The 26,100-nt window shown below is 51.8% G+C and carries 21 protein-coding genes and 3 pseudogenes; 10 read left to right on the top strand and 14 right to left on the bottom strand.

The window, feature by feature from the left end; translation table 11 throughout:
- Positions 1-16: 16 nt before the first annotated feature.
- The 3 genes and pseudogenes from hisS to AArcSt2_RS16800 all read right to left on the bottom strand — a co-directional run bounded on the left by hisS (position 17) and on the right by AArcSt2_RS16800 (position 4,828).
- Positions 17-1,315: a histidine--tRNA ligase gene (gene hisS / locus AArcSt2_RS06220; protein ID WP_250583457.1), complete on the bottom strand. Its 1,299-nt coding sequence runs from the start codon at positions 1,313-1,315 to the stop codon at positions 17-19.
- A 56-nt stretch (positions 1,316-1,371) separates the two neighbouring features.
- The gene (locus AArcSt2_RS06215) at positions 1,372-3,099 is read right to left on the bottom strand and encodes a cation:proton antiporter domain-containing protein (RefSeq protein WP_250583456.1); all 1,728 of its coding nucleotides are present in this window, start codon (positions 3,097-3,099) and stop codon (positions 1,372-1,374) included.
- A pseudogene (locus tag AArcSt2_RS16800) lies at positions 3,092-4,828 on the bottom strand (cation:proton antiporter domain-containing protein). Before AArcSt2_RS16800 ends, AArcSt2_RS06215 begins: the two are co-directional and overlap by 8 nt.
- Before the next feature lie 45 nt (positions 4,829-4,873).
- On the opposite strand from AArcSt2_RS16800, the pseudogene AArcSt2_RS16795 reads away from it, so the two are divergent.
- A pseudogene (locus AArcSt2_RS16795) lies at positions 4,874-4,921 on the top strand (hypothetical protein); the annotation flags it as partial.
- On the opposite strand, the pseudogene AArcSt2_RS06200 reads toward AArcSt2_RS16795, so the two are convergent.
- The 4 genes and pseudogenes from AArcSt2_RS06200 to AArcSt2_RS06185 form a co-directional block, all read right to left on the bottom strand.
- A pseudogene (locus AArcSt2_RS06200) lies at positions 4,907-5,761 on the bottom strand (EamA family transporter); the annotation flags it as partial. The pseudogenes AArcSt2_RS16795 and AArcSt2_RS06200 overlap by 15 nt on opposite strands.
- A gap of 69 nt (positions 5,762-5,830) precedes the next feature.
- A complete protein-coding gene (locus AArcSt2_RS06195; RefSeq protein ID WP_174652016.1) occupies positions 5,831-6,424 on the bottom strand; it encodes a DUF7411 family protein in 594 nt (197 codons plus the stop codon).
- Between the two features lie 21 nt (positions 6,425-6,445).
- Positions 6,446-6,796 carry a DNA-binding protein gene (locus AArcSt2_RS06190; protein WP_174652015.1) on the bottom strand — a complete coding sequence of 117 codons (351 nt, stop codon included), beginning with the start codon at positions 6,794-6,796 and terminating at the stop codon, positions 6,446-6,448.
- A 49-nt stretch (positions 6,797-6,845) separates the two neighbouring features.
- Entirely contained in the window at positions 6,846-7,301 is a 456-nt protein-coding gene (locus AArcSt2_RS06185) for a 30S ribosomal protein S19e (RefSeq protein WP_174652014.1), read from the bottom strand.
- A 138-nt stretch (positions 7,302-7,439) separates the two neighbouring features.
- Between AArcSt2_RS06185 and thiL the strand changes: the two genes are divergently transcribed.
- Positions 7,440-8,324 (top strand): thiamine-phosphate kinase, encoded by an 885-nt coding sequence (thiL, locus tag AArcSt2_RS06180; protein ID WP_250583455.1) that lies wholly within the window; start codon positions 7,440-7,442, stop codon positions 8,322-8,324.
- A 7-nt stretch (positions 8,325-8,331) separates the two neighbouring features.
- Here thiL and AArcSt2_RS06175 read toward each other — a convergent pair whose 3' ends face one another.
- The 3 genes from AArcSt2_RS06175 to AArcSt2_RS06165 form a co-directional block, all read right to left on the bottom strand.
- Complete coding sequence (locus AArcSt2_RS06175) at positions 8,332-9,489, bottom strand: site-2 protease family protein (protein ID WP_250583781.1); 1,158 nt, start codon at positions 9,487-9,489, stop codon at positions 8,332-8,334.
- A gap of 87 nt (positions 9,490-9,576) precedes the next feature.
- Positions 9,577-9,828, bottom strand: coding sequence for a DUF7123 family protein (locus AArcSt2_RS06170; protein WP_250583454.1), 252 nt, complete (start codon positions 9,826-9,828; stop codon positions 9,577-9,579).
- 295 nt (positions 9,829-10,123) lie between these two features.
- A complete protein-coding gene (locus AArcSt2_RS06165) occupies positions 10,124-10,912 on the bottom strand; it encodes a molybdopterin synthase (RefSeq protein ID WP_250583453.1) in 789 nt (262 codons plus the stop codon).
- Positions 10,913-11,026: 114 nt separating this feature from the next.
- On the opposite strand from AArcSt2_RS06165, the gene pyrH reads away from it, so the two are divergent.
- The 3 genes from pyrH to AArcSt2_RS06150 are packed head-to-tail and all read left to right on the top strand — an operon-like array spanning position 11,027 to position 13,708.
- Positions 11,027-11,746, top strand: coding sequence for a UMP kinase (pyrH, locus tag AArcSt2_RS06160; RefSeq protein ID WP_250583779.1), 720 nt, complete (start codon positions 11,027-11,029; stop codon positions 11,744-11,746).
- A complete protein-coding gene (lysS, locus tag AArcSt2_RS06155) occupies positions 11,746-13,413 on the top strand; it encodes a lysine--tRNA ligase (RefSeq protein WP_250583452.1) in 1,668 nt (555 codons plus the stop codon). The genes pyrH and lysS overlap by 1 nt, the downstream gene beginning before the upstream one ends.
- Positions 13,414-13,426: 13 nt before the next feature.
- Complete coding sequence (locus AArcSt2_RS06150; RefSeq protein ID WP_174652008.1) at positions 13,427-13,708, top strand: DUF7573 domain-containing protein; 282 nt, start codon at positions 13,427-13,429, stop codon at positions 13,706-13,708.
- Here AArcSt2_RS06150 and AArcSt2_RS06145 read toward each other — a convergent pair whose 3' ends face one another.
- From AArcSt2_RS06145 to mutL, 3 genes are all read right to left on the bottom strand, one after another.
- The gene (locus AArcSt2_RS06145) at positions 13,709-14,974 is read right to left on the bottom strand and encodes a PAS domain-containing protein (RefSeq protein ID WP_250583451.1); all 1,266 of its coding nucleotides are present in this window, start codon (positions 14,972-14,974) and stop codon (positions 13,709-13,711) included.
- A complete protein-coding gene (locus tag AArcSt2_RS06140) occupies positions 14,971-15,795 on the bottom strand; it encodes a PAS domain-containing protein (RefSeq protein ID WP_250583450.1) in 825 nt (274 codons plus the stop codon). Before AArcSt2_RS06140 ends, AArcSt2_RS06145 begins: the two co-directional genes overlap by 4 nt.
- A 144-nt stretch (positions 15,796-15,939) precedes the next feature.
- Positions 15,940-17,637, bottom strand: coding sequence for a DNA mismatch repair endonuclease MutL (gene mutL, locus AArcSt2_RS06135; RefSeq protein WP_250583449.1), 1,698 nt, complete (start codon positions 17,635-17,637; stop codon positions 15,940-15,942).
- Between the two features lie 124 nt (positions 17,638-17,761).
- On the opposite strand from mutL, the gene AArcSt2_RS06130 reads away from it, so the two are divergent.
- The gene (locus AArcSt2_RS06130; RefSeq protein ID WP_250583448.1) at positions 17,762-18,406 is read left to right on the top strand and encodes a LysE family translocator; all 645 of its coding nucleotides are present in this window, start codon (positions 17,762-17,764) and stop codon (positions 18,404-18,406) included.
- A 5-nt stretch (positions 18,407-18,411) separates the two neighbouring features.
- Here the strand turns inward: AArcSt2_RS06130 and mutS are convergent, their stop codons facing one another.
- Positions 18,412-21,129 carry a DNA mismatch repair protein MutS gene (gene mutS, locus AArcSt2_RS06125; protein WP_250583447.1) on the bottom strand — a complete coding sequence of 906 codons (2,718 nt, stop codon included), beginning with the start codon at positions 21,127-21,129 and terminating at the stop codon, positions 18,412-18,414.
- Between the two features lie 236 nt (positions 21,130-21,365).
- Here mutS and AArcSt2_RS06120 point away from each other — a divergent pair, with 236 nt between their 5' ends.
- The 4 genes from AArcSt2_RS06120 (at position 21,366) to yciH (ending at position 26,097) form a co-directional block, all read left to right on the top strand.
- Positions 21,366-22,331 carry an AAA family ATPase gene (locus tag AArcSt2_RS06120; protein WP_250583446.1) on the top strand — a complete coding sequence of 322 codons (966 nt, stop codon included), beginning with the start codon at positions 21,366-21,368 and terminating at the stop codon, positions 22,329-22,331.
- The gene (locus AArcSt2_RS06115; RefSeq protein ID WP_250583445.1) at positions 22,328-23,416 is read left to right on the top strand and encodes a DUF58 domain-containing protein; all 1,089 of its coding nucleotides are present in this window, start codon (positions 22,328-22,330) and stop codon (positions 23,414-23,416) included. Before AArcSt2_RS06120 ends, AArcSt2_RS06115 begins: the two co-directional genes overlap by 4 nt.
- Complete coding sequence (locus AArcSt2_RS06110) at positions 23,413-25,713, top strand: transglutaminase TgpA family protein (protein ID WP_250583444.1); 2,301 nt, start codon at positions 23,413-23,415, stop codon at positions 25,711-25,713. The genes AArcSt2_RS06115 and AArcSt2_RS06110 overlap by 4 nt, the downstream gene beginning before the upstream one ends.
- Before the next feature lie 90 nt (positions 25,714-25,803).
- Entirely contained in the window at positions 25,804-26,097 is a 294-nt protein-coding gene (gene yciH, locus AArcSt2_RS06105; protein WP_174652000.1) for a stress response translation initiation inhibitor YciH, read from the top strand.
- Positions 26,098-26,100 lie beyond the last annotated feature (3 nt).

Raw genomic sequence — 26,100 nt, 5'->3', positions numbered from 1 at the left:
TACCGCTGTCAGCTTTTCAGGCGAAATCGGTGTAGGTCGGCCGATCGAAGCTTCCGGGGAACGCATCCAGTGCAACTGCGGTTTGGTCGCCTGAACCCATATCTTTCACAGTCACGTTTCCATCTTCAAGATCACGCTCGCCGACAATCACGACCGTTTCCGCACCGATCGAATCCGCGTATCCCATCTGTGCACCAAAACTCCGGTCCGAGAGATCAGTTTCAACGATGTTTCCACGGGCACGTAGAGTCTGTGCAATCTCTGCAGCAACCGATTGGGTATCACCAACAGTTAGCACATAGTAGTCTGTTGTATCCACATCCTCTGGCCATACACCTGCGCGCTGCAAAAGGAGCGAAAGCGGTGCGTGCCCCGGTGCGACACCAACCGCCGGGGTTGGTTGTCCACCGAACGATTCAATGAGGTCATCATACCGCCCTCCACCGAACACCGATCGACCGATTTCGCCAGTTGAATCGAAACACTCGAACACAACCCCTGTGTAGTAGTCAAGACCACGTGCGGTTTCCAGCGAGATTGTGCAATACTCTCTTGCGCCAAAGTCCTCGGCGGTATCAAGGACAGCCTGGAGATTTGTCACCGCTGCGTCGACTCGATCGGTTCCCGCAAATGCCGTGAGGTCCGATAGTTCATCAGTCTCTAACAGCTCGTCAAACTCGGCCGCTTGCGCACCGCTTAGACCGGCCTCCACAAGCAAATCATGGTACTCTTCGGTTTCGATCTTTGCGCTTTTATCAACAGCACGGATTGCGGCTTTTGTGTCCACATCGGCGTCAAACGCTTCAAGCAATCCACCGAGAATATCTCGGTGTGAGATACGGAACGTGAAGTCCTCTGCAGTCAGTCCAAGCCCAGTGAGTGCATCCGCAGCAAATGCGAGAATTTCTGCATCTGCGGTCGGTTCGCTGGAGCCAAAAATATCAACATTTGTCTGGTAGAATTCGCGGAACCGGCCCTGTTGGACCTGTTCGTAGCGCCAAAACGGGCGTGTGGAGTACCATTTTATCGGCTTTGAGAGTGCCTGCTGCTTTGCGACAACCATCCGTGCAACCGTCGGTGTGAGTTCCGGTGTGAGCGCAACGTCTCTTCCGCCTTTATCAGTGAAGGCGTACAGCTCATCGACAATCCCTTCACCGGATTTATCCACATACATCTGGGTCCGCTCAAGTGCAGGGGTGCCGACTTCACGGAAGCCATAACGGGCTGCAGCATCCTCAACGGTATCAATAACCTCCCGTCGAGGTATCATCTCAGTAGGATAGAAATCTCGGAATCCTTTGAGTCGATCGTACATAGTTCACGTTGAGAGACGGAGGCCTTGAAAGCTATCGGTTGCCGATGCGGACGCCGCTACCGATGATACTCCAAATAATCCACCGGGAACTGCCCGACAATGCGTGCATCGGAGACCTGCTCTCGAAGCAATCGCCTGTTTTCTTCCCGAAGTGCGGTTGGTTCTGCATCCGCCTCAAGAAGTCGAGAGATGGTTTCTCCAAACTGCTCGCTGGCAAGGAAATCAGGAACAGTAACATATGCTGCTCCTTGATTATGCAGTTCGATCGCCTCCGGGATCCGATCGGCACGAAGAATCAGGTCTGCATCTGTCTCTTTTGAGAGCAGATACGAGGAGAGCCCACGCTGAGATGAGGTTGAAATAATTGCTTTTGCAGCCGAAGGATTCAGTCGTTCCCAGGTCTGCTCGCTCATCGCATCTCCAAACACACACGTGTCATGGAAGTCACGAGCAAGTTCATATCGGTCCGGATCGCTCTCGACGATCACAACTGTTGTCTCGTTATCACGACAGACTGCGGTAACACCGCTGCCGAGTTTTCCATACCCAATGACAATCACGTGATCCTCAAGCGGCTTTGCTGTCTCTATCCCATGTTCGATGTTCGGTGTGTTCACACGGTCGAACACGCCGGTTCGAGCGAATGCCCGATAGATACGATCATCGTACTGGTACGTAATTGTCGAGGTAATCATCGTTACTGCTGATGCGAGAATGATCACTTCAAATAGCTGCTGTGTGATCTGTCCCGCAAGCAGTCCACTAATTGCTAAAATCAGTGAGAACTCACTCACCTGATCCAAACTGAAACTTGTTAAACAAGCGGTCCGAGCATCGTATCCTTCTCGAATCAGTACCACAATTGTTACTACCGGTTTGAGAATAACGATCGACACGCCAAGGGCTATCGCAAGCGCAACTACATCCACGTTTGGTATCGCAACAAGACTTCCAAGCGTCACAAAGAAAATTGCCGTAAAGAACGTCTCAATTGATTCAAGTGCCGACTGGAGAGACAGGTTCGCATCGAAATCACGAGTGATTGCCAGCCCGGCCGCGAATGCACCGACTGCAATTGAGACTCCCACAAATTCCGAGAGCGCAAGGAACGAGATCAACAGCGCGATCGACGTGAGCATGATCAGCTCATCTGAGTCTCCAGAGAGGGAAACGAGGAAATCAAACAGGTACACGCGAATTGCGAGCGCTACTCCCAGAATCATCACACCATAGCCAAGCGGGAGTGCAACGCCGTCAAGCACAGTTCCCGTTGTCGCAGCCTCTGGGATGAAGACTGCTGAACTCAACACGAGGATGATCCCAATCGCAAACAGGTCCTGAACGAAATGAATCGACTCAGTGAGTCTGCCATGAATCAGATTCTCTCTGATATCGGTTTTCGCAAGTTTACGTCCGACAAGCGAAGAGCTTAGTGAGGCGGCTGTCGCAAAAAACGCGGCAGAAACAGGCTCTAAGCCTAATAAGAACCCGACTGCAAAGGTTGCGCCACCAACAATGAACAGCTGTGCCGCAGCAACGTACTCGCTATCGCGGGCGACTGAAAAGAACCGCTCTGGCTCAACATTTACACCAAAGACGAATACCAAAAACGCAATCCCAAGCTGTGCAAGCTCGAGCGTCAGCCCAGGTGGAATGAACTCTCCAATTGCTAGCCCGACGACAATATACAATGGTACTGCAGGGAGTCCAATGCGGCTTACTAGAAGCAGCAGTATCGCAGAACCAATAAAGACGAATGCAAGTGGGGCAATGAGTTCACTCATCTGTGTTCACCTCCTCAGTTGCTTTGCCACCATCTGTAAGATAGCTACCTGATTCATTCGCAGCTTGGAGCCGTTTTACATCTTCGCGCACGGTCTCAAAGAATCCCTCTCGATCGGTGAAGTACTCTTCAAGATATGCTCTAATCTTTAGCCCGGTCAGTACAGTTGGGATCGTAACGTAGTGGGCTCCTTCTTCATACCGATCGAGCGCCTGATCAACAGTGCCCGCTTCAACAATGACGATTGCATCATCATTCGCTTCTCGAATTGCAATCTGGTTGATCTCCGATTGAACAGATGACGACAGCACCACTGCTGCACGCTTCAACCCTGCCTCTTTTCGAAGTTCGCTGTGTTTGAAATCACCGTAGATAACGTCATACTCGCTATCTGCAAACTCGTCTGCAGTCTGTGGGTTTCGATCGACAATCACGACATCGCCAACCCGGTCTTTGAGCGCTGGCAATACTGGCTTTGTCACTTCATCTAAGCCGATGACCACTGCGTGATTGTCGTACATCTTAAGCTCAACATCTTTTTTATCTGGACTGTCAAACCGATCCCAGATTGGCTTCGTTCGATCGTAGATCTGGTGGTTATACTTGATCAAGTACGTCGAGAGACTCATTGTAAGGATTGCCATGAGGCTAAGATAGCCGAGAATTGGTTCGCCAACAAAGCCTTGGCTGACTGCAAGCGCACCAACAACAAGTGAGAACTCGCTCACCTGAACCATGTTGATGCTGCCAAGGAACGACGTCTCCGGAGTGAAGTCCTCATAGTTGATGAGGAAGAACATGATTGCGAAGTTCCCAATCATAAGCACTGCTGATGCGATCACTGCTTCCTGCCAGTACAACAGGAGCTCATCTGCAGCGATCCGGAGCCCAATACTGGAAAAGAACACCATCATAAAGAGGTCCGTAATCGGGCGAACGCGCTCTGTGAGTTCGCTTGTGTACTGTACCTGTGCGAGACTTAACCCCGCAAGAAACGCACCAACCTCGATTGAGAGGTTTAGCTCCTCGGAGGCGAAAATAAAGAGGAATGCCCACGCAATTCCGAGAATAAAGAACGTCTCTCGATCACCAGCTGCCTGTCGGAACAGCCATGGCAGCAGATAGCGAGCCGCAATATATGAAAAGACCCCGATCGCACCCATCAGTGCAAAAATGGTCCCAATTTCAACGACGATTGCACTAGGATCACCGAACTACTCTGCCCCAAGAACGGCAAGCAGCACAACCAGATAGATATCTTGGAGAATAAGCACACCGACGTCTATCTTCCCTGGCAACGATGTCAGTTCGTCTTTATCACCAAGCAACTTGACAATGATCGGGGTTGCACCAAAGACCGTTGCAAGTGCAATTATCGTTGTTTGGACCAGTGTAAACCCAAGCACATATGCAATCGCAAACGCCAATGCGGTCTGTAGAATTGTCTGCCAGATCGCGATATTTATAATCGGCCGCAAGATTTCACGGATATCGTCGATCCGCATTTTCAACCCTAATAAAAAGAGCAGGAACCCAAGGCCAAGCTCGGCCATAAGCTCAATAAGTCCTTCTTCTGTAACGACATCAAGAAAGACTGGGCCAAGGACTAAGCCCGTGAAAATATATGCGACGATCGCCGGTTGGCCGGTCAGCCGTGCAATGTAGCTCAGCGTTACCGCGGTCACAATAATCAGCGCAAAATCAGCAGCAATTGTGACGGCATCAACCATTTATTGTGTTTGTCGTATGCCCATCTGGTTATTTAGGGTACCGGTATCGGTATTGACGTTTCAAATCGCAATCAGGGTTACTCCAACGACTGCGAGTACTGCTGCAACCAATCGAAGTCTGAAGTACCGTTCGCCAAGCAAAACACCACCAAGGACAACAGCAACGATCGCCTGTGTATTGATTACGGGTGATGCAATACTCGCAGGCAGCAGTGCAAATGCGAGTGTTGTCACATGTTCTCCAAGCGCGACGAGCGCCCCTGCACCGGCCAATTTTGGTAGATCACCACGCAGATCTGCTGGCGGATTACGAATCGCGCTTGGCAGTAGCACAAGTGCTGCAGTGAATAACAACAGCGGAACCCAAAGCGAACCCTGAATCGCAAGCTCTTGGAGGCCAACTCGCTTTCCAAGGTCGGAGACCGCATAACACATTGCACTCAACAGCGCCAACTGTGCGGGCCGTGACTTAGCAGCCTTAATAAACGGTTGAAAAAAGCCGCCCGGTTCATAGTTTGCGACATACACTGCAAGCGTTGCGACCACAACACCAGTGACCTGCAGCGGGGTGAGAAACTGCCCAAGAATGACGACCTCAAGCGGGAGGACAAACACTGGCACAATCTTGTTAATCGGCGTGACATAGGATACATCGCCATCGGCGATCGCTCGCAAAAAGAGCACAAACGCTGCCGCAGTCATCACGCCCGTGAGCAGGATAATACCAACCTGCTCAGTACCAAACCCAGCAAAGACACCATCCGAAAAATCAGTCCGAGTCGCAGTAATCGGCAGATACCATAAAATGGCAAACGTGTTGACCAAGACAGTCAGTGCCGCGGCAGGGTACCCCTCAAACGATCGCTTGAGGATGAAAATATAGACGCCCCATACAACAGCGGCAGTAAGAGCAAACCCAAGCCCGGAATCCATTACCTACACCGATGACGAGCGGGTTCAAGAGGGGTTCGATCCGAACGTATCTGTGTATGTCAATAGTACTCAGTCGAGACGACCATGGACGTATGTTTGTTCATGTGCTGGGAACACATCCACAACCGCGGGTGGACCATACTCTTCACGCAGTAGCGCCCTAATTTCACCTTCATAATCGGCTTTGTTGATCTCTTCGCTCGGCCCCGCTTCGACATCAAATGTTGCAGCGACTAACCGATCGACTGCATGCCGACCAAATCCTGACAGGGGTGCAATGTAGTCTACACCGTGTCTATCTTCAAGACTCTGCGCTTGTGCTCGAGAAACTGTTGGAACCCGATCGTCTCTTCGTGTCCCATCTGCGATTGCAGAAACCTCAAGCCCTGCAACAGTCTCTAACGCATGATTATGGATCTGTTGGATTCCATTCCGTGGGAATCCATCGTTATGCATCTGGGCCGCCGCTGCGTCTGCAACGGTTTGATCAAGCTGGACCGTTTCGAAGGGAAATCCAAGCGCAGTTGCGGCTGATTCGGCATGTTTCCAATCCGCAGTAATCTCAAATGTTGCAGTCACAAGCGTCACATCATAGAACTGGTCCAAAAGCAACGCAGCAAGGGACGAATCTTTCCCGCCGCTGTACAGCAGTGCAAGCTCCATCTATGTTATATTTATGTTATGTTATCGTCGGCGAATGTTGAATTTCTTGGACTCTGGCTGTAGCTCTTTGAGCAACGATCGCATCTTGTCTTCATCGATACGATCTTGCAGTCGGCCGCTTTGCGCTAGGGCAACAATTTGTTGCTCGACCTGCTGGGCAAACTGTGGTTTCGACATCTGCACCGCATTGAGCCGCTGGCGTGCACCATCGGTCAGATACTGCCTGAGCATTGCCTCTTTTTGTGCGTCTGCACGTTGCTGGGCCGCCTCTTGGGCTTCGTCAGCACCTTCGCTTTGTGCACGATCCTGTAGCTCTTGCATCTTTTTTTCTCGAAGCTCTTCGAGTCGTTCGTCGTCAGGGCTGCCGCTCATACAATTGTATTTTCGTGCTGGCAGGAAAACGATTTCGGACCGTTACAAATTACGCGTAGCGTTCGAGCTCTGGGCGATCGAGTGATTCGAAGACATCTGCTGCGACTTCATCAAGGAATGCACGACCCTCGTCGGTGATTCGTCGGCCTTCCCCTTGTGCGGTTTCAACGTAGCCAGCCTCTTCAAGCTGTGCAAGCGCAGTGCGAATAATCTTTTTTGAGCCACCTTTGTGACTGGATGGTGAGACGCGGTATCGGGTTGAACCTTTTTGTGGGCCACCGTATTCTGTGGCAAGACGCTCAATACCGATCGGACCATTTAGTGCGACTTTTCGAAGGAGAGACGCTGCACGAACCTCCCAGAAATCATCCTGCTGTGGTGGCAGTTCGCGGTCAGATCCGGATTTTGTGAATTCTGTCCACTCAGGTGTTTCGAGCTGATCTGCGAGTCGGCTTGCAAGCTCAGTGATGAGCTCGTCGGCCGGGACGTCGTAGAGAGTTACCATAAAGACTGCTTCAGTCTTCGGTCGTTTAAACCCATCGTAATCCACCAACGGGGCGTGTGCGTGCCGTTCACGTAGGGATCGCTATTTCTGATCGGACTGCTTTTGAACTACGTATACAAACAGTTCGATGGATACTGTATGGATGAACGAACTGCACTCTCACTGCTTACCGATGAGCTTTCTCACGCAGGCGATGATGCAGCTGTTGTAGGCTCAACAGTGATCACAACAGATATGCTTCACCAGTCGACGGATTTTCCATCCGGAACCACACGCTATACTGCTGGATGGCGTGCCGTTGGCGCATCGCTCTCTGATGTGGCTGCAATGGGTGCAGATGCAACTGCAGCAGTCGCCGTTTATGCGGATACCGAATTTAAAAACGAGGAACTCCTTTCATTTGTTCGCGGTGCGTCGGATGTGTGTGAGTCCGTTGGTGGCTCGTACGTTGGTGGAGACCTTGACCAACATTCGGAGTTCACTGTCGCAACAACGGCGATCGGCGAGCTAACCGAGCACGGGGCCGTGTTGCGTTCAGGGGCGACTGTTGGTGATCGCGTCTGCGTAACTGGAACGCTTGGTCGGACCGCCGCAGCGCTTCAGTATTTCGAAGACGGAGAGAGTGAACTAGCGAATGATCTCTTTCAATTTCCCCCTCGGGTCGCCGCCGGAACTGCACTCGCCTGCCATGCAACTGCAATGATGGACTCAAGTGATGGGCTTGCCCGATCGCTCCACCAACTGAGCGAAGCAAGCAACTGCGGCTTCCGGATTGATCGAGATGCGGTGCCGATCGATGCGCATGTGTATGAGACCACAACAGATGCAGAGATCGCTTGGGAAGCCGCAACCACCGTGGGCGAAGATTTTGAACTTGTTTGTACCGTTCCTGAATCGTCGATTGGACAGATAAAAGAGAAAACTGATGCCCCATTCACAGCCATCGGAACCGTTACTGAGCAAACGGAGGGTCTCACTGTCAATGGTGAACCACTGGCTGACGAAGGGTATACCCACAGCTAGCTGCTAGTTACGTTACCTGAATGGGGACGAGCATGAAACAGAGCAGCCCCATTGCGAACGTGAGGAGCCCAACAATAATTCGCGGCCAGCCGATTGCGGACTCATCGAGCGGGTTTGCGGGGCCATTGAATGCAATAAACAGCGCGAACACACCCCAAAATGCCCACAGGCCAACCGATTCGTTAAGGCCGAGATTACGAATATAGTACAGGTACGCTGCAATTCCGAACAACGCTCCAGGCACAAACGCGGCAACGGTTTCCTGTCGTTCTCCGATCATCGCACGAACCATGTGACCACCATCGAGCTGCCCGACTGGAAGCAGATTAAGGAGCGTAAAGAACATCCCAACCCAGCCACCAATAATCACTGGATGCGGGTTTAGTGTTGGATCTGCATATGTTGCTTGTGCACCGATCGCCCATGCGATGAGATCCAATAACGGTGGATTGTTGAAGGTAATTGCCTGCCCGGACTCTGCTTGCTCAACAACGTGTGCAGGTATCTCAACTGGACCGAGTGAGAGACCGATCGCCGTCACGACAATTGTCGCGACAAGCCCTGCAATGGGTCCAGCAACACCGATATCAAACAGTGCTTTTCTGCTTGGCATCTGCCCGCGCATTTTAATAATCGCTCCGAGCGTCCCAAATGGGAAAATAAACGGAATCACATACGGTAAGGAGACATTGACACCGTGATACCGTCCCATGACATAATGGCCAAGCTCATGGACCATCAGCACACCAAGTACGGCGGCCGTAAACGGCCATGCTTGCAGTACTGATAGCGGATTTGACGCGATTTCACTTGCCGGGACGTAGTACCAGCCGTACGCGCCGACGAGAAGCGTGGATATAATGGTTGTAATAAAGAGCAAGACGTTGGTCCACGGGAATCCATTTTGTGTAGGCCCCGTCTCAATCGGCTCTGCAACGAGCACGGGTCCGCTGTCAGTTCGTGCAAGACTAATTTCATAGCCTGCCTCTTGGAACGGCTCCCAAAGCTCTGCAAACAGTCGTTTGTGTGGCACAAGCGACTCACCGTAGTAGATAATCCGATCGCCGTCGACACGAACTCCAGTCAAGTGGTACCACGACTCAAGCTCTGGTGGTCGTGGAACAGACTGACGAGCGGTTGTCGGTTCGGTGTCGTCGGCTGCCATCACCGCGGCTACGGGATGGGGGAGTATAAACTGTGGTGAGTTATCCGCCATACACGGTTGCACCACGAGCGGGGAAAAGCAGTGAAATTACGCAGTTTCGATACGCCAGGTTGTCGCACCTGTATAGGACCATTTCTCGACGGTAAGCTCCGTTGCAGAGTCTCGAAGCTTGACCATCAGCGCACCAATCTCTTTTGGTGAGAGGTCAACGTCGTCGGCGATAAATTTACCCTTAAAATACATTTCGCCATCTTGTGCTTTTTCAAGCAGGTATGCTTTCAGGCGTTCTTCTTTCGGGTTCGAGCTCGCGTTCGTGGAGGGGTTTGCTGTTGCGCTCATTGTGATACCTCAATCACGCCTTACCGTGAGAGGGTAATATAAAGGACAGACTGTTGAACAGAGTTCGATCGGATTTACTTCGATAAGTAAATAAAACCGATTGAAAAGCACCGCTGAAGACGTTTTATTAGCCAATTTCAAATTTTATAATGATCTCTCAGACTTTGTTTCGAGATATAATAATTAATATATAATGGCAATTTATATATCAACAATACGAATTGTGTCTGACAAAACAAGCAAATATTGCCTTATTCGTCTGGGGTGAGTGGTGGTGCGCGTGTATTTGGGGAGACTAGCTTGATCGATCGTGAACCCAAAACTCCTCGTCAGTCGTCACTTCTTTTTTAAATATTGGCACTTCATCCTTCAGCCGGTTGATGCCATCCTCAACAGTTCGGAAGGCTTCCGTCCGGTGACCGGCAAGGACAACAACAAATACGATATCTTCCCCGTCCTCAATCCGCCCAACACGGTGGTGCATTGTAACCGAAAAGACACCTTCTCGTGCTGCAAGTTCGGATTCGATCTTCTCCATCCGGGCTTCCGCAACGCCATCGTATTTTTCGAATGTCAATGACTCGGTTGGGCTGTCATCGTCGCTGTCCTTGGCTCGAACACGCCCAGTGAAGGTTGCAATTGCACCCGATCGCTCAGCACCGGGTGTTGCTTTGACCTGTTCGATGAGTGTTGCGAGTGTAATATACGGTTCATACTCTTTGATCGACTCTGCTACTGCGGAGCTATCAACCGAATCGGCATCAGGAACAGTCTCAATAACGGTTCCACTTTCTATAGCGGTCTTATCTCCGATTACAATCGTCGGCACGCGTGCACGTGTGGTACCCGATAATAATGCATACTCATGTGTTGTCGAGAGCTGATCGAGTAGACGGTCAAGCGTTGTTTTCTCTCCCTGTCCACTCCATGTCCCATCTGCGTGAACCAGATACCGTGTATCTTCGACGGCTGTGTTTTCACTGTCAGAGCTCCACTCGATCACGGCAACACGTCCATCAAGTCGGTCCGCAACTGCATCGATAACGTCGATCGATCCGGGACCAATAACACTCAGTGTGTGCATATCACACATCCCGAGACGAAACGGCTTGAGCGTGTCGACGTTCACCACGGCATGGAGGGACGCGAAACCAGCAGTTGGCAACTCTTAAGGCCAAATCAAAGCTACGATGCTGCAATGAGAGTCGTGATTTCGCTGGGCGGAAGTGTGCTTGCGCCCGAACTCGATCCCGATCGGGTTGATGCACATGCTGCCGTCATCGAATCGTTAGCCAACGAGGGCTGTGAACTTGGAATCGTCGTCGGTGGCGGTGGTGTTGCCCGTGACTATATTGGTGCTGCTCGCGAGCTGGGTGCAAATGAAGTACAGCTCGATCAGATCGGTATCGATGTGACCCGAATTAATGCACGGCTGTTGATCTCTGCGCTTGGCTCCGGTGTGCGGCCAACACCTGCACTGGACTATGATCAAGCTGGAGAGTCGCTTCGGCGCGGCGATGTCACCGTTATGGGGGGCGTCATGCCCGGACAAACAACCGACGCTGTTGCTGCAGCTTTTGCAGAGTATATTGATGCAGATCTCCTTGTGTACGCAACGGGTGCCAATGGCGTCTACGATAGCGATCCAGCAACGAATCCTGATGCAGAACAGTTTGAGACGATGTCGCCGGAGGATCTCGTTAATGTCATTGTCCCAATGAGCCGTGGTGCTGGTGCATCTGCGCCGGTTGACCTCCTTGCTGCGAAACTCATTGAACGATCTGGTATGCGTTCGATCGTTCTTGATGGAAATGATCCAGACCGTGTGAAATCTGCGGTGCTTAACGGTGAGCACACTGGGACAGACATCGTACCTGCGGGAAGCGATGAGCCAACCTACTGGGCACAGAGCGAATAATGAGTGACACAAACACATCCCCGCACACGTTGTCCGCGCCTGAAGAAGATGAAGATAATCAGGAAATCGTCCATCATGCCTTCTGGGCCGATGAGGTTGCAGATGCGATCGAAGCCCGCAATCCGGATGAGCCGATCGTGATCAAAGGCGGTGTTTCACCGTCAGGAGTAGCTCATTTGGGTAATTTCAATGAGATCATGCGTGGGTACTTTGTTGCAGAAGTGCTCAGAGAACGCGGGCACGAGGTACGCCAAGTGTTTACATCGGATGATAAAGACCCGCTCCGAAAGCTTCCACGCAAACTTGCAAACAGCGAGGGTGAAATTGTTGGCCTTGGTGAGGTTGATGCTGGTGCACTTGGCCGAAACCTTGGAAAGCCATACACGGCGATCCCAGATCCATTTGGGGAGAGCGACTCATACGCAGCACACTTTGCAAGCCTGCTGAAAGCAGATGCAGATCGACTTGGCGTCCCAGTTGAGATGCTTTCGAACACTGAACTGTACGCAGATGGCGTGTTCGATCCGGTTACACACACGGTGCTCTCCGATATCGAGAACGCCCGTAACGTGCTGTCACAGTATCAGTCAAAGGTTGATGAGGAGTATATTCCGTTCAATCCGGTCTGTGAATCCTGTGGGAAGATCACCGAAACGATCACCGAGATTGATCTTGATGCAGAGACGGTTTCGTACGTCTGTACAGATATGACCGTTGGCGACAATACGATCGATGGCTGTGGATATGAAGGGACCGCGACGTTCCGTGAAGGAAAACTCCCATGGCGATTCGAATGGCCGGGGCAGTGGCAGGTTCTCGGTGTTGATTTCGAGCCGTTTGGAAAGGACCACGCGGAAGGGTCATGGCCGTCCGGTGCGGATATCGCTCGCAACGTGCTTGGTATCGAACCACCAGTGCCAATGGTGTATGAGTGGTTCACACTCAATGGTGAGGCGCTCTCCTCGTCCGCTGGAAACATCGTCACTGTTCCAGAGATTCTCGAACTGCTTGAGCCCGAAGTGCTCCGATACTTCTTTGCATTAAATCCAAAGAAAGCACGCGATCTTGACCTCTCACGGCTTGATCAGCTTGTTGATAACTTCGACCGCTTCGAGCAAGCATACTTTGGTGAGGTCGATGACGACGATCTTACCCGGTTTGCAGAACGAGCCTACCCGTTTGTTGTTGCGTCGATCGACCCCGATCGAATCCGGCTTCCATACACGTTCGCTGCAGTGCTTGGAATGGTTGATGATCCGACATTCCGCGAACAGCTTGCTCGTGATGAAGGACATATCCCTGCGGATGCAAGTGACGAAGCGATCGACCGTGCACTGGCTCGCGTTGAAAAGGCACGACAATGGGCCGAGCGAATGGATAACGCCTACAACTACCGGCTTCAGACGGAGCTTCCGGACGTCTCCTTTGAGTCAGATGTTACTGCAGCACTAGACGATCTTGCAGCCTTCGTTTCTGAGGGCCATACAGGTGAGGAGATTCAAGGCGCGATCTACGACACCGCACGAGCAAACGATATCGAAGTGAGCGCACTGTTCGAAGCAGGCTATCGTCTCTTTTTCGATGAGACACAGGGTCCACGGCTTGGCGAGTTCCTCGGAGAACTCGAACAAGCCTTCGTCGTTGACCGGCTCCGTCGAGTAGCATAACCAAACCGAAACCATGTCACCAGAAAAGAACCGATCGCTCGATGAGTTTGCTGCTCCAGAAGAATCTCCTGTGAATGCAACCTCAAATACAGATGCTGTTGACAACTCTCCATCGGCTACGACTGATATGGACACCGAACAGAACGTGAACACATCGCCTACGGAAACGACGGCTGCGATTGCAACCTACAGATGGTCTCCAGATGGTGTTGCCTGCGATCAGTGTGGTGCCGTTGTACAACGACAGTGGCGCGATGATGGCTCCTTTGTCTGCGCCAGCTGTAAGGACTGGTAGCTATCGACCGACTGTGGTATTCTGAAACAGTGCTGTTGGAAATGAGAGCTGAACTTCCGCAGTAGCGGTCGAGTGTTGCACAACGTCAATATCGCCACCCAACTCAATAAGCGCCCATTTGAGAAACCACAGTTGTATTCCATCACTATGGATCAGTGGTGCTTCTTCACCCTGTTGAATCACTGCTAACTCGTGCTCTGGAAGCTGTACCTGCTCCATTGTCACAACAATATCGATCGTGCTTGATTCTTCAATGTGTATCGATATCGTTGGCTTTGCGATTCTGTGAGCAATTGCAAGCTGGATAAGAAGCTGGCAAACCTGCTGTAGCAGCTCTTTATCTGTTTGAATCGACAGCGTTTCTTCGATACATATTGTGTGCGATACATCTCGCTCTGACCCGGAGAAAACGGATTGTAACACTGAGTGGAGCACGACCGTATCGATATTACGGTCTTGTTGCAGGAGTTTTTCAAATAGACGAGCGCTCTCTGCGAGTTCGAGGAGTTCTGTGGACCCTTCGTGAGCTGTTTGAATTGCATCCACCGATCGGTCCGCTTCGGTATTTTCTTCTGCAATCTCTAGGTGACCACGAATAATGCCGATTTTATTCCGAATGTTGTGTCGAAGGATTCGATCAAATACCGCGAGTCGTTGCTCTCGCTGGCGCTGGGCTGTTATTTCACGGAGCACAATAACAGCGTCACCAGGTGAATCACGCGCGCTGAGTGGAGCAAACGTTAGCTCACACAACGCATGAAGCTTTGTTCTCGTTTCAAAAACCGCTTCTATTTTTGTTGTTCCTGCTGAGCTCGTAATATATAACTCATCTTTTTGTGGGGATTCAATATACTGCGATAGGTCCGAGCCAATGATTTCTGATTTTGTGCGGTCAAGAAAGGCCTCGAACTGCTCATTACATGCACAGACGGTAAGACGATCGTCGATAACAATGATCGGATCTCCTGCAGCTTGGACTGTCTGTTCGTACTGCCCTAACTGTTCGCGCCTGGCGACTTCCTCCGTAATGTCTTGTTGAAGCCCGAAAAAATGGGTCACCGATCCATCCGGTCCGAAAATAGGGTCAATTTGAATCCGATTCCAAAATGGTGTCCCATCAGCACGATAATTATATATTTCGGTGACAATCGGCTCACCAGCAGCCACCGCATCCCGAATTGATGCAACGCTTTTTTGATCCGTTTTTTCACCTTGGAGGAATCGGCAGTTTCTCCCAATTACATTTTCGGTGTCGTATCCCGTCATTCGGGAAAACCCCGTATTCGCGTAGCAATCGGGTTGTCGGGCTGTTTTGGATCTGTGAGAACCATCCCGACGTTCGCTTCATTCATCGCTTTGTCTTTGACCTGCAACTCTGTCTGCTGTTGAACGGGGTTGGACATATCCCGCGATATGAAAACGTATCCACCATCGTCCAAGTTGGTGATTGAGAGCGCTTCTGGGAACGTTTTCCCACCATCACGCAGTGCGGTTACCGTTCCGTTCCACGATCCTGTTTCATCAACGGCGCTTAAAATATTCGTATGAAACCGCTGAATCTCATCCGTTGGATATCGTGATTGCCAATGCGTACCGATTACTGTCCCTTGTGTTTGATCGTACGACGATGCATATGCCTGATTAACATACGTGTATATTCCTTCGCCGTCCAGAATGGCAATCCCCTCATCGGCAGCACCAATTGCTGCCATTGCGTCTTGACTCTGCAGCTTCTGAGAAACGGTTGTAACTTCATCAACCAATGAATCAATGTTGTGTTCACCGCTCTGCAACAGCTGTTTTGTTGTGTAATAACACTGCGGGTGCTGGCTTGCCCACCCTGCAAGCTGATCATCCCCGTTGTATGAAACAATGATCGATGGAATCTCTGCATCCGCTGTGATTCGCTCAAGCTGCGTTATCAGTGCCGTTCGATCGAGCGTATCATCGACAATGACACAAGACACGTCTGCGTCACGCTCTATGGTCGAGAGGTCATCAACACGGATAAGCTCACACTGCGCGTCCAGATCTGTATAAATGCAGTCTACTAATTTTTCATCCTCAATACAAAACAATACTACCATTGAATTCGCCTACCAGTCGTCATATTACGTATCCGAACGCGTTTCATCTTATTCGAGGAGGACCTAAGATGTACACGTTCTTGCTTAATTCTATTATTTACGCTAGTAGTATAAAATTATCTCAATCGGTGAAACACGCAGACGCTACCTGAACCGAGATACATTTCTGCCGAGTTGTTGTGCAATTGACCGTTCCGAGAGCGTTGTCATCACCGGGCGGCCATGTGGACATCGATATGGTGACTCACACTCTGCAAGCCGATCGAGGAGCAGTTGTGCATCATCCACTGAGAGTGAGTCGCCTGCTTTGAGCGATGGATGACAGGCAAGCGAAGCGAGGAACTGCTCTCTGGGCGGTCGTTCTATACCCTGTTGAAGCGCGGTCAGTACATCTTGTAGTGAGCCTGGATTCGCTGGCCGTCCGAACGGAGCCGGTACTGCTGTCACACGAACTACTGTGCCGCCGAACAACTCGTACTCATACCCACATGCGGTGAGTTCATCCGCAAACTCCTCCATTGCTGCTTGTGCTGTCGCTGACAGCGATACCGTTTGTGGCGGATCGATCGGCTCCGATCTGATCGGTTCCGTGGCAAACGCTGCTTGTAGGCGTTCGTAGTTCACCCGCTCGTGTGCTGCGTGCTGGTCGATAACGAGTAACTCATCAGCCGCTTCACAGAGAATATACAGCTCACGAAACGTGCCGATTACAGTGAGCCGATCGAAGCGCGAATCAGGTGTTGTGTCGGCTAGCTCTGTCGTGAGGTCGGTTGGTGTTTGCGCTGCGATTCGTTCATCACCTGACGTGAGTGCAGTTTCGATCGCTTTTGACACTGCGGCCGCAATCTCATCCTCACCAACCAACCCCACTCGCTGTTTGGCTGGATGGATATTCGGATCGACAAGGGAGTGTGGAACGGTTACTGAGATCGCTGCGATCGGATACTCTTTGGACCCTAGCCGCGATCCATACCCCGAGACGACTGCATCCCTAATGGCACTCTGTCTGACTGGGCGGCCGTTGATTGCAACTGTCGTGTGGGTGTTCGATCGGCGGACAATCGTTGGGGCGAGCAAAAACCCGCTGATGCGGACTGTCTGCGTTTCAGTTGTGCGTGGGGCATGAGTCCCTCCGTGGTCAATAGAGACTGCTTGCCGATGGTCGATCGATCGTGTATGCTGTGCCGCTTTTCGGCCGTAGACACCTAGTACAGATGCGGTTATTCCGGTTCCGGTTGTTGAAAGAGTCTCAGTACCATTATGACGCAACACAAACCGAATCTGCGGATACAGCAGCGCATACGCGCTCACAACCTCCGTAATCCGTCGAAACTCGGTTTCCGGTTTTGCGAGCGATGCGTTTCGTGCGGGTCGGTTCGCAAATAGATTTGAGGCTGTGACCGTGGTCCCTTGTGCATGGCCCACATCGTGTCGAACCGGCTCATCATCCGGACCCGTTGTTATTTTTGTCCCTCGGGGTTCCCCAGTATTTGTTTCCACCGTCACTGTCGCACAGTCAGCAATTGCTGCCAACGCTTCACCCCGAAATCCTAACGTTTGGACGGATTCAATGAGCGTGGTACTCTCTGGTTGAATCTTACTTGTTGTATGCCGCTCAAGAGCGCGTACAACGTCTTTGCGAGCAATTCCGTGTCCTGTATCACTGACTGTAATTCGATCGGTTCCGTCGCCTTCGACCTCGATCGTAATCCGGCTTGCAGCTGCATCGATCGCATTGTCAAGGAGTTCTTCAACAACTCGCGATGGGCGCGTAATCACCTCCCCTGCAGCAATCTGATTGACAGTCGCATCTGAGAGCCGACGGATCGATCGGTCGGACATCGTTCATTGGTGTGGAACCACTGAGCTAATTTATACCTTCCTCCGAGAGGCATCCCCCTCCTCAATCATACTTCGCCGGAGGCCACGGACTTTTCATCAGTGATTGCATTTTACTCGATACTGAATGCCACTCTCGATCGTTGAACTCTCTACTCTCGTGGTGTTTATTGGTGCGTCAACCGCGCTTATTGTCTCTCCAGGCCCTGACACAGTGTACGTCCTCACACAAGGAATTGGAAGCGGCCGAGACACTGGTATTGCGGCCGCCTGTGGAACAACCACTGGAATCCTCGTTCACACTGCTGCGGCAGTTGTTGGGCTCTCCGTCCTGCTTCGAACCTCTGCGGTTGCATTCTCACTTGTTAAATACGCAGGTGCGTTCTATCTGTGCTATCTCGGTATCAAAACGATCCGCAATCGTGCAGCGTTCGCAATCTCCGACGGGGATGCTGGCCAGCATCCAATGATGGCCTATCGAGATGGTGCAACGATAAACATTCTCAATCCGCAGGTTGCGTTGTTTTTTCTTGCATTTTTGCCGCAGTTCGTTGATGGTGGCGGGCAGACAAGCGTCCAGCTGTTTGTGTTGGGTGGAATCTATGCGGTGATTACGCTGCTGTATTTAACCGGGGTGGCAATTGCTGCAAATGGTGCTCGCCAAATACTGTCGGAATCACCTCGCCTTACCGCAGGAATTAGATGGCTCACGGGATCCGTTCTGGTCGGCTTTGGACTTCAGCTGCTGATTGGCGAGCAACTGACTGGATAGCTTACTCACTCGAGCTTCGATCGGAACTCGTTCAGCAGTGTCAACGCCTCAAGTGGGGTCGTGCTGGCAATGTCGATCGATCGAAGCGCGATCGCCACATCAACCATCGCCGCCTCATCGATCGGCGCATCAACAGCAGGGTCTGCAATCCCATCAAAGAACTCCTCCTCCGGATATGATGAGCGAGAATCAACCGAATCTTCAGACTGCTCGCTCTGTTCGCTCTGTGTATGCTGTTGTGACGATGACTCCGTCTGTTGAGCAGTGTGACTTTCTGCCCGATCATCAGTTACCAGCTCATATGCGTGTTCAACAACCGCTTCAGGGACGCCTGCCATCCGGGCAACTTCGATGCCGTACGATGCAGACGACCCTCCACGGGCAACGCGGTGGAGGAACGTGACAGCATCACCCTCTCGTGTAGCTGCAAAGTGGAGATTGTACACACGTTCATACTGCTCTGCAAGCGTGGTTAGCTCATGATAGTGTGTGGCAAACAGGGTCATTGCCTCTAACTCATCGTGTATGTACGCTGTCGTGGCTTCTGCGATCGCTCTACCATCCGCTGTACTTGTCCCACGACCAACCTCATCCAACAGGACAAGCGAGTTTGTGGTTGCATCATGGAGAATTTCGGTAAGCTCGCTCATCTCCCGCATAAATGTTGATTGCCCAGCGGTGATATCGTCGCTTGCCCCAACGCGTGTGAATATCCGATCGACGATCGGCAAACGTGCAGCCTCTGCGGGCACAAAGCTTCCGATTTGGGCACAGAGAACGGTGAGTGCAACTTGGCGCATGTAGGTTGACTTACCACTCATATTCGGCCCAGTAATGATTGCGACGTGCCCTGCCTTGAGGTCCGTGTCGTTCGGAACAAATGACGATTCAGTCGTCTCGACAACTGGATGTCTGCCGCCTTCTATCTCGATTCCCTTCTTGTCATCAGCAGTCTGGAACGTTGGACGCACGTACTCGTGTTCGACCGCAACCGTTGCGAGCGAACAGAGTGCATCTAACTCCGCAATTGCTTCCGCAAGGGCTTGAATACGGTCCGTCTCTGCAGCAAGGTCTGCTCTGACCGATCGGAACAGCGTATATTCGAGGCTGTCTGCTCGTTCTTTTGCGCCCAGAATCTCATCTTCTCGTTCTTTGAGCTCCGGTGTATAGAATCGCTCTGAATTTTTAAGTGTCTGTCGTCGCGTGTAGTTCTCTGGGACCCGATCGAGATTCGGATTTGTGACCTCAATATAGTACCCGTGAACTTGGTTATGCCCAACCGACAACGAACCGATCCCCGTTCGTTCACGCTCTGTCTCTTCTAGCTCTGCAACCCATTTACGGCCCGCGGTCTCAGTCTCACGAAGTGAATCAAGCTCTTCGTTAAATTCGGTCTGGATCACCCCACCCTCTGTAATCTCCATGGGCGGATCCGGTTGGATTGCATCAGCAATTAACGACCGAATGTCTGTGAGTGGGTCCAGACGCGCTTCCAGCGAGTCGATCGCAGCACAGTCTGCTGGTAATTCAGATATTGCTGATTGCAGCTCGGGAACGATCGCAATTGTCGTATGTAGCGACCGGAGATCACGAGCGTTTGCCCGTTGTCTCGAAATTCGGCCGGCAAGCCGTTCGAGATCGTATGCGGTTGCAAGCCCTTCGCGGAGCTGTTCTCGAATAAGCGGTGCAGCTGTCAGTGCGTCAACTGCATCCAGCCGGTCGGTAATTGGCGCTTTATCAACGAGTGGACGTCTGAGCCAGCGGTTGAGACATCTGCGGCCAAGCGCACACGTCGTCTGATCAAGCGTCTCAAACAGCGTTCGACCTGATCCATCACCATACGTGTCAAATAGCTCTAAACTCCGAAGGGCAGCAGCGTCTAACTGCAGCCGATCGTGGTGTTCATATCGACGAATCCGTGATACATATGAGAGCGCCCCGGTATCTCCCTGTGTGTATTCTGCGTAAATCAACACTGCCGCACATGCACGCTGTTCAAGTGGATCTGGGAGTCGGCGATCGGGTGCCGAGAGATACGGCTGCAGCCGTTCGGTTGCAGCGGCTTCGTCAATCCCTGCGGACTCTGCATGATCAATCTCCCACGACGCCTCTGTAAAGATGGGTAGATCGGTTGGAATTGCAGGGTCAACAAGCACTTCTACAGGCGCAATTCGGTCAAGTTCCGTCTCCAACATTGAAAGGGAAGAGACAGGTGTGACAAAACACTCACCCGTCGACACATCAAGTGCAGAGACTGCATATCGCTGCACTGAGGAGTCTTCATCGCTCGCCGTTACTGCAACAAGGTAGTTTGTCGAGCCTGCATCAAGGAGTTCGTCATCAACGATTGTTCCAGGTGTTAATACCTGTGTGACTGCTCGATCGACAAGGCCGCTCGCCTCTGCGGCATCTTCAACTTGGTCTGCCAGTGCAACGCAGTATCCCGCATCAAGCAGCCGTTCTAAATATGATGTTGCGTTATCAATTGGGATGCCTGCCATCGGATACGTCCCGGTTGAATCCTCGCGCTTCGTCAATGTAACTTCACAAACGCGCGCGACAGCTTCCGCCGCCTCGCAGAATGCCTCATAAAAATCTCCAACCTGAAACAGCACTACAGCGTCTGTGTGTGCCTCACAAAGCTGCAGATACTGTCGTAGCATTGGCGTGAGTTCTGCCCGTTTTTCCAGCATTGTTGTTGGGGGTCCCGTCGGTGCCGCCATGCACAATAGGGTGAAAGCAAGCACAATAAGCAATACGACTGCGCTCATTCATCTCACGATTATTGAGAGGTCAAAAATGACGATTATCGGTTGAAACGGGCATTTTTGTCCATAATCCCCGGCACAGTTACTATCACCGAGACCATATGACAATGTGTGAATCGTTCACAGCAAACACGATCGGGCGTTGAGCATTGGTTGGCACAAAAACACTGTTTGTGGAGTGCAGGATACGAATGACAAATCCACAGCCGAATACCGCTGTCGATCATAGTGAGACACCCTCTATTGCAGAGGCTGCAGCCACCACTGAAGCCGTAATTGACAACGTTGAAACGGTCATTATCGGCAACCGAGCCGAGATTGAGCATATCGTTGTTGCACTGTTTGCTGATGGACACATTCTGTTAGAAGACGTCCCTGGCGTTGGGAAAACGATGCTCGCACGTGCACTTGCGGCGTCGATCGACTGCTCATTCAAACGTGTGCAGTTTACCCCTGACCTACTTCCCTCCGATATCACTGGTGTGAACGTATTCAACCAGAAAACACGGGAGTTCGACTTTCAGCGAGGGCCGATATTCGCAAACGTTGTGCTTGGCGATGAGATCAACCGAGCGCCACCAAAAACGCAGTCAGCACTGCTTGAAGCAATGGAAGAGCGACAAGTTACAACTGACGGCACAACACGACCGCTCCCTGAGCCATTTACCGTGATCGCAACGCAGAACGACGTTGAGCTGGGCCGAACATACGAGCTTCCGCTGGCTGAGATCGACCGTTTTATGAAAAAGCTCAGGCTTGGGTATCCAACGCCAAAAGAAGAAACACAATTGCTTGAGCGTGTTTCTGGTGCACATCCAATCGAAACTGTCCAATCTGTGGCCTCCGCTGAAGAGCTATTGCGAGCACGAGAGACTGTTAAAACGATTCGTGTCTCCGAGCCGATTCGAGTGTATATTTCAAACCTTGTCGAATACACGCGACAGAATGCAACGCTTGGAGTCAGCCCACGTGGAAGTATCTCGCTCATGCGTGGGGCACAGGCCCGTGCAATGCTTGATGAGCGATCGTATGTCATTCCTGATGATATCCAAACTGAAGCTCCTGCTGTGCTTTCGCATCGGATCCGAACCGAGAGCGGAACAGAGACAAACACATCACTAATCCGGCGTGCCTTGGAGGCGGTACCCGTCGAATGAGACTCACACGGCGCGGCCAAGTTGTTGCTGCACTCTGTGTTGGATCCGTTTTTTTTGGGGCGCTATTCGGTGCTCGAACATTGAATGCAATTGTAGTCTCTGGTGCTATTGTATTACTCGCGGGCTATCTACAGCTCAGGTCGGCCCCAACGCCACAGCTGACACGATCGCTTCCACCTGATGGACACGTTGGCGAGAGCCATTCTGTAACGGTGACGTTTCAGGACTCACAGACTGGCGACGATCTGTCCAGACCGCTCATTGGTACGCTCGAAGATCGTGTCAGTGACGGGCTTGCAACCGTTTCAAGTCCAAATGTGACCTCAATTGGTACGCAACCATACACATATACTGTTGAGTATCAGTCCCGAGGTGAGCAGTCATTTGGACCGCTGACGCTCAATATTCAGGATGTATTCGGTGTGGTCCACACACAACGAGTCTGTCGTGAGTTGGACTCCTGCTTGGTATATCCGAAACAGTATCCGATCGATTCGTGGTTCACCAAACAGCTCTCTGGAGAGGGTGCCGCCGCAGTGAGCCAACAGCGAGATGAGTTCGATCGCCTCCGACAGTACGATCGAGGTGATAGTCTTCGAGACATTCATTGGGCAACCACTGCTAAACGCGATACGCTCGTTGTCAAAGCGTTTGCATCAGATACCCAACAGCACGAGTTATCACTGAGTGCCGGTGCGGTTGCTGGCACTTCGGATGCACTTGCAGAGGCAGTTGCCTCGATCAGCCCTCACCTCGTACAGTTCGGTGTACCAGTGGTTGTTTCACTCCCGGACACAACAGTGACCATAACAGCAGAGCGCCAGTCACTACGGCCACTCCTTGCTGCACTTGCAACGGTTGGTCCCGGGTCGGTGCCACACCCAGATGCAGATATCGTTATTGACGCTACCGCTGATCGCACACAGATCCGGGTTGGTGATCAATCAACCACGTTTACAGCTCTTCGCCAGCCAAGCGATTCAACAGATGCAACCACACACGCCGATGCTAACCCCGCGGTAGGGCAACAAACGAGCCGGAGAAGGAGGCCTGTTGGCCACACTGGAATTGGTGATCATGCATGAGTTTATCCACGGGCTCTCGAACTGATAGACACCACCAGACAACTCAAAAAGCAACTGGAGTTCGGCGGCTCCCAGTGGTTGCGATTCTCGTCGTCATGAGTACCTTCTTGTACATATTCTACACCGTGACGACAGTAGTTGGTGGCACACAGCAGCTTGTGTTTGTTGTCGGGGGTGCGTTCATTGCTGCAACGATACTCGGTCGGTACGTCCCACTCCGTGTCGGCATTGCGCTTTCGATCGGACTGCTCATTGCTGGTCTCTCTGTGTATCTCCTTGCAATCCCAGAGTCACAGCGAGCCCTATTTAGTCTGGAACAGGGTGCACAAGATATTCTCACACTCGTTACTGGATATTCGATTCTTCGACTAACAGAAGCCCAAATATGGGTGCTCTCAATCGCCCCAGTTCCGACGTTTTTGACATGGTATCTTGTTATTCGAGGCCATGATGTGCTTGCAGTGGCTGCTGGCGGCGGGACACTGCTCTTTTTTATTTTGACGGGTGATGCAAGTATCCTTGTCACAACCATCGGCGTCGTGGCAGCAGTTACTGCCGTTGCATTAGACACCGTCTCTGTCCCCGGTGGACTCCGATCGCATTGGGACACAATTGCAATTGTTGTTATCGCGGCACTCATTCTCTCCTCGACGATTAGTGTCGTCCCCGGCGGTGCGACACAGCCACTGTTCAGTGGTGGCACTGCTGTTGATTCGGAATCAAATCTCGTTACAGAACGGGATGATCTCTCAATCGAAGGAAGCATTGAACTCTCACCAGAAGTCCGTTTTGTCGTCGAAAGCCCAGAGCAAGCATACTGGCGAACAGCAAGCTATGATCGGTACACGGGTGAGGGTTGGGTCCGAACTGCGGATTCAAGGTCGTTTGATGGCCCTGAGTCGATCGAACAACAGCCAGGTGAGACACGCGAAATCACTCAGACCGTTACAGCAGAGGGTGATCTCCGTGTCCTACCTGCAGCATGGCAGCCAACCGCAGTTCAAGACCAGGATCTATCCGCAGTGCAGGTAACGAATGATGGCGACCTCGCAACGACTGAGCCGCTCACAGAGGGTGACTCCTACACAGTGGTGAGCCAGCATCCCGATGCTGATTCGGATGTGCTACGATCGGCTGGTGTTGGCTACCCTGATGATATTCAACAGACATACCTACAGCTCCCTGAATCAACGCCTGATCGGGTTGGTGCGTTTACTGCCGAGCTAACGGGCGAGGACGAGACACCATATGACGTCGCTCGAACCATTGAAACGTATCTGCGGACGGAACGGGAGTACTCGTTGTCCGTGACCCGACCGGATGGCGATATTGCTGATGCATTTTTATTCGAGATGGAAGCAGGCTACTGTACATACTATGCGACCACAATGGTGACGATGTTACGGACGCAGGGTATCCCCGCCCGGTTTGTCACTGGCTACACACCAGGACAGCAGGTCGATGATGACCAGTGGGTCGTTCGCGGACAGAACGCCCATGCATGGGTTGAGGTTTACTTCCCTGAACAGGGATGGGTCGCATTTGAGCCAACTCCTCGATCGGCATATGATGATGCTCGGGAAAGCCAACTTGATACCGCGCGTGCAGCCGGTGAGGAGAACGTTGACACCGCTGGTAGCGACACAAGCGAGTTCGAAACAACGCCAAGCCCTGACTTTGACGATCGAGACGAGCCGGAACTCCCTGATACGGGCTCAGAAAACGACACCGATACTGAGAACGATACGGACGACTCGGATGCAAACGCTACGGGCGATCGCTCCGAAAATGAGACCAGAGACTCGCTTGGTGGTGATATCGACCAAACAAGCTTAGAACAGCTTGGAGGAACAACGGACGATTTCGAGAGCGAAGCCACAGCCGAATCAGAAGCGGATCCAACAGTTCCGACTGAGACGTATGGGTTGGCTGTGATCGGACTGCTCGGCGCAGCGATTGGCGTCCACCGATTTGGGTACACAACACGGAGCTATCGTGCCCTGTGGGTGCGGTTCCAGTGGCGGAGTCGTGACCCCCACACCGATATTGAACGAGCATACGATCGGGTTGAAACAGCGCTTGCTTCTCGGTACCGGCCGCGTCGTCGAGGGGAGACGCCGAGAGCATATCTTCAGATTGTCGGCCGTGGCGACGATCGGATCCAACAGGTTCGAAGTCTCTACGAGAAATCCCGATACGGTGAGCAAGTCACCCGTGACGATGCGATCACTGCAGTCTCACTTGCCAATGATGTAATCACAGAGACAGTTTCGATTCGAACACTCCTTAGAAACTGAACGAAATGGCCTCTTTTGTTGGATACAGCGGGTCGCCGCATGGTACTTCCCGACACTGTTTAATATGATCGTACTGTAGTTCGAACTGTAATGTCGGAAGTATGCTCGACGTGTGGGCTGCCTCAGGAACTCTGCGTCTGCGAAGACGTCGCAAAAGAGTCCCAACAGATCAGCATCCGCATCGACGAGCGTAGATATGGAAAAGAGGTAACGGTCATTGAAGGATTTGATCCGCGAGACGTAGATATGGACTCGCTGTCATCGGATCTGAAATCAAAATTTGCCTGTGGTGGCACGATTGAGGACGATTCGATCGAGCTCCAAGGGAATCATCGCGGCCGCGTGGAGGACTTCCTCCGCGACAAAGGCTTTAATGTCGCATGATCG

It is taken from the genome of Natronocalculus amylovorans (assembly GCF_023638035.1).
Lineage (GTDB): Archaea > Halobacteriota > Halobacteria > Halobacteriales > Haloferacaceae > Natronocalculus > Natronocalculus amylovorans.
Note: the sequence above shows the minus strand (reverse complement) of the source record. Positions and strands in the feature narration are given on the sequence as shown.

What these genes read in the sequence shown, in the direction of transcription:
- AArcSt2_RS06215 (WP_250583456.1), bottom strand. Translation starts at nt 3,099, where the DNA reads ATGAGTGAACTCATTGCCCCACTTGCATTCGTCTTTATTGGTTCTGCG.
- AArcSt2_RS06115 (WP_250583445.1), top strand. Translation starts at nt 22,328, where the DNA reads ATGAGACTCACACGGCGCGGCCAAGTTGTTGCTGCACTCTGTGTTGGA.
- lysS (WP_250583452.1), top strand. Translation starts at nt 11,746, where the DNA reads ATGAGTGACACAAACACATCCCCGCACACGTTGTCCGCGCCTGAAGAA.
- AArcSt2_RS06130 (WP_250583448.1), top strand. Translation starts at nt 17,762, where the DNA reads ATGCCACTCTCGATCGTTGAACTCTCTACTCTCGTGGTGTTTATTGGT.
- thiL (WP_250583455.1), top strand. Translation starts at nt 7,440, where the DNA reads ATGGATGAACGAACTGCACTCTCACTGCTTACCGATGAGCTTTCTCAC.
- hisS (WP_250583457.1), bottom strand. Translation starts at nt 1,315, where the DNA reads ATGTACGATCGACTCAAAGGATTCCGAGATTTCTATCCTACTGAGATG.
- yciH (WP_174652000.1), top strand. Translation starts at nt 25,804, where the DNA reads ATGTCGGAAGTATGCTCGACGTGTGGGCTGCCTCAGGAACTCTGCGTC.
- AArcSt2_RS06170 (WP_250583454.1), bottom strand. Translation starts at nt 9,828, where the DNA reads ATGAGCGCAACAGCAAACCCCTCCACGAACGCGAGCTCGAACCCGAAA.
- AArcSt2_RS06165 (WP_250583453.1), bottom strand. Translation starts at nt 10,912, where the DNA reads ATGCACACACTGAGTGTTATTGGTCCCGGATCGATCGACGTTATCGAT.
- mutL (WP_250583449.1), bottom strand. Translation starts at nt 17,637, where the DNA reads ATGTCCGACCGATCGATCCGTCGGCTCTCAGATGCGACTGTCAATCAG.
- AArcSt2_RS06190 (WP_174652015.1), bottom strand. Translation starts at nt 6,796, where the DNA reads ATGAGCGGCAGCCCTGACGACGAACGACTCGAAGAGCTTCGAGAAAAA.
- AArcSt2_RS06195 (WP_174652016.1), bottom strand. Translation starts at nt 6,424, where the DNA reads ATGGAGCTTGCACTGCTGTACAGCGGCGGGAAAGATTCGTCCCTTGCT.
- AArcSt2_RS06110 (WP_250583444.1), top strand. Translation starts at nt 23,413, where the DNA reads ATGAGTTTATCCACGGGCTCTCGAACTGATAGACACCACCAGACAACT.
- AArcSt2_RS06145 (WP_250583451.1), bottom strand. Translation starts at nt 14,974, where the DNA reads ATGACGGGATACGACACCGAAAATGTAATTGGGAGAAACTGCCGATTC.
- AArcSt2_RS06120 (WP_250583446.1), top strand. Translation starts at nt 21,366, where the DNA reads ATGACAAATCCACAGCCGAATACCGCTGTCGATCATAGTGAGACACCC.
- mutS (WP_250583447.1), bottom strand. Translation starts at nt 21,129, where the DNA reads ATGGCGGCACCGACGGGACCCCCAACAACAATGCTGGAAAAACGGGCA.
- pyrH (WP_250583779.1), top strand. Translation starts at nt 11,027, where the DNA reads ATGAGAGTCGTGATTTCGCTGGGCGGAAGTGTGCTTGCGCCCGAACTC.
- AArcSt2_RS06150 (WP_174652008.1), top strand. Translation starts at nt 13,427, where the DNA reads ATGTCACCAGAAAAGAACCGATCGCTCGATGAGTTTGCTGCTCCAGAA.
- AArcSt2_RS06185 (WP_174652014.1), bottom strand. Translation starts at nt 7,301, where the DNA reads ATGGTAACTCTCTACGACGTCCCGGCCGACGAGCTCATCACTGAGCTT.
- AArcSt2_RS06175 (WP_250583781.1), bottom strand. Translation starts at nt 9,489, where the DNA reads ATGGCAGCCGACGACACCGAACCGACAACCGCTCGTCAGTCTGTTCCA.
- AArcSt2_RS06140 (WP_250583450.1), bottom strand. Translation starts at nt 15,795, where the DNA reads ATGGTAGTATTGTTTTGTATTGAGGATGAAAAATTAGTAGACTGCATT.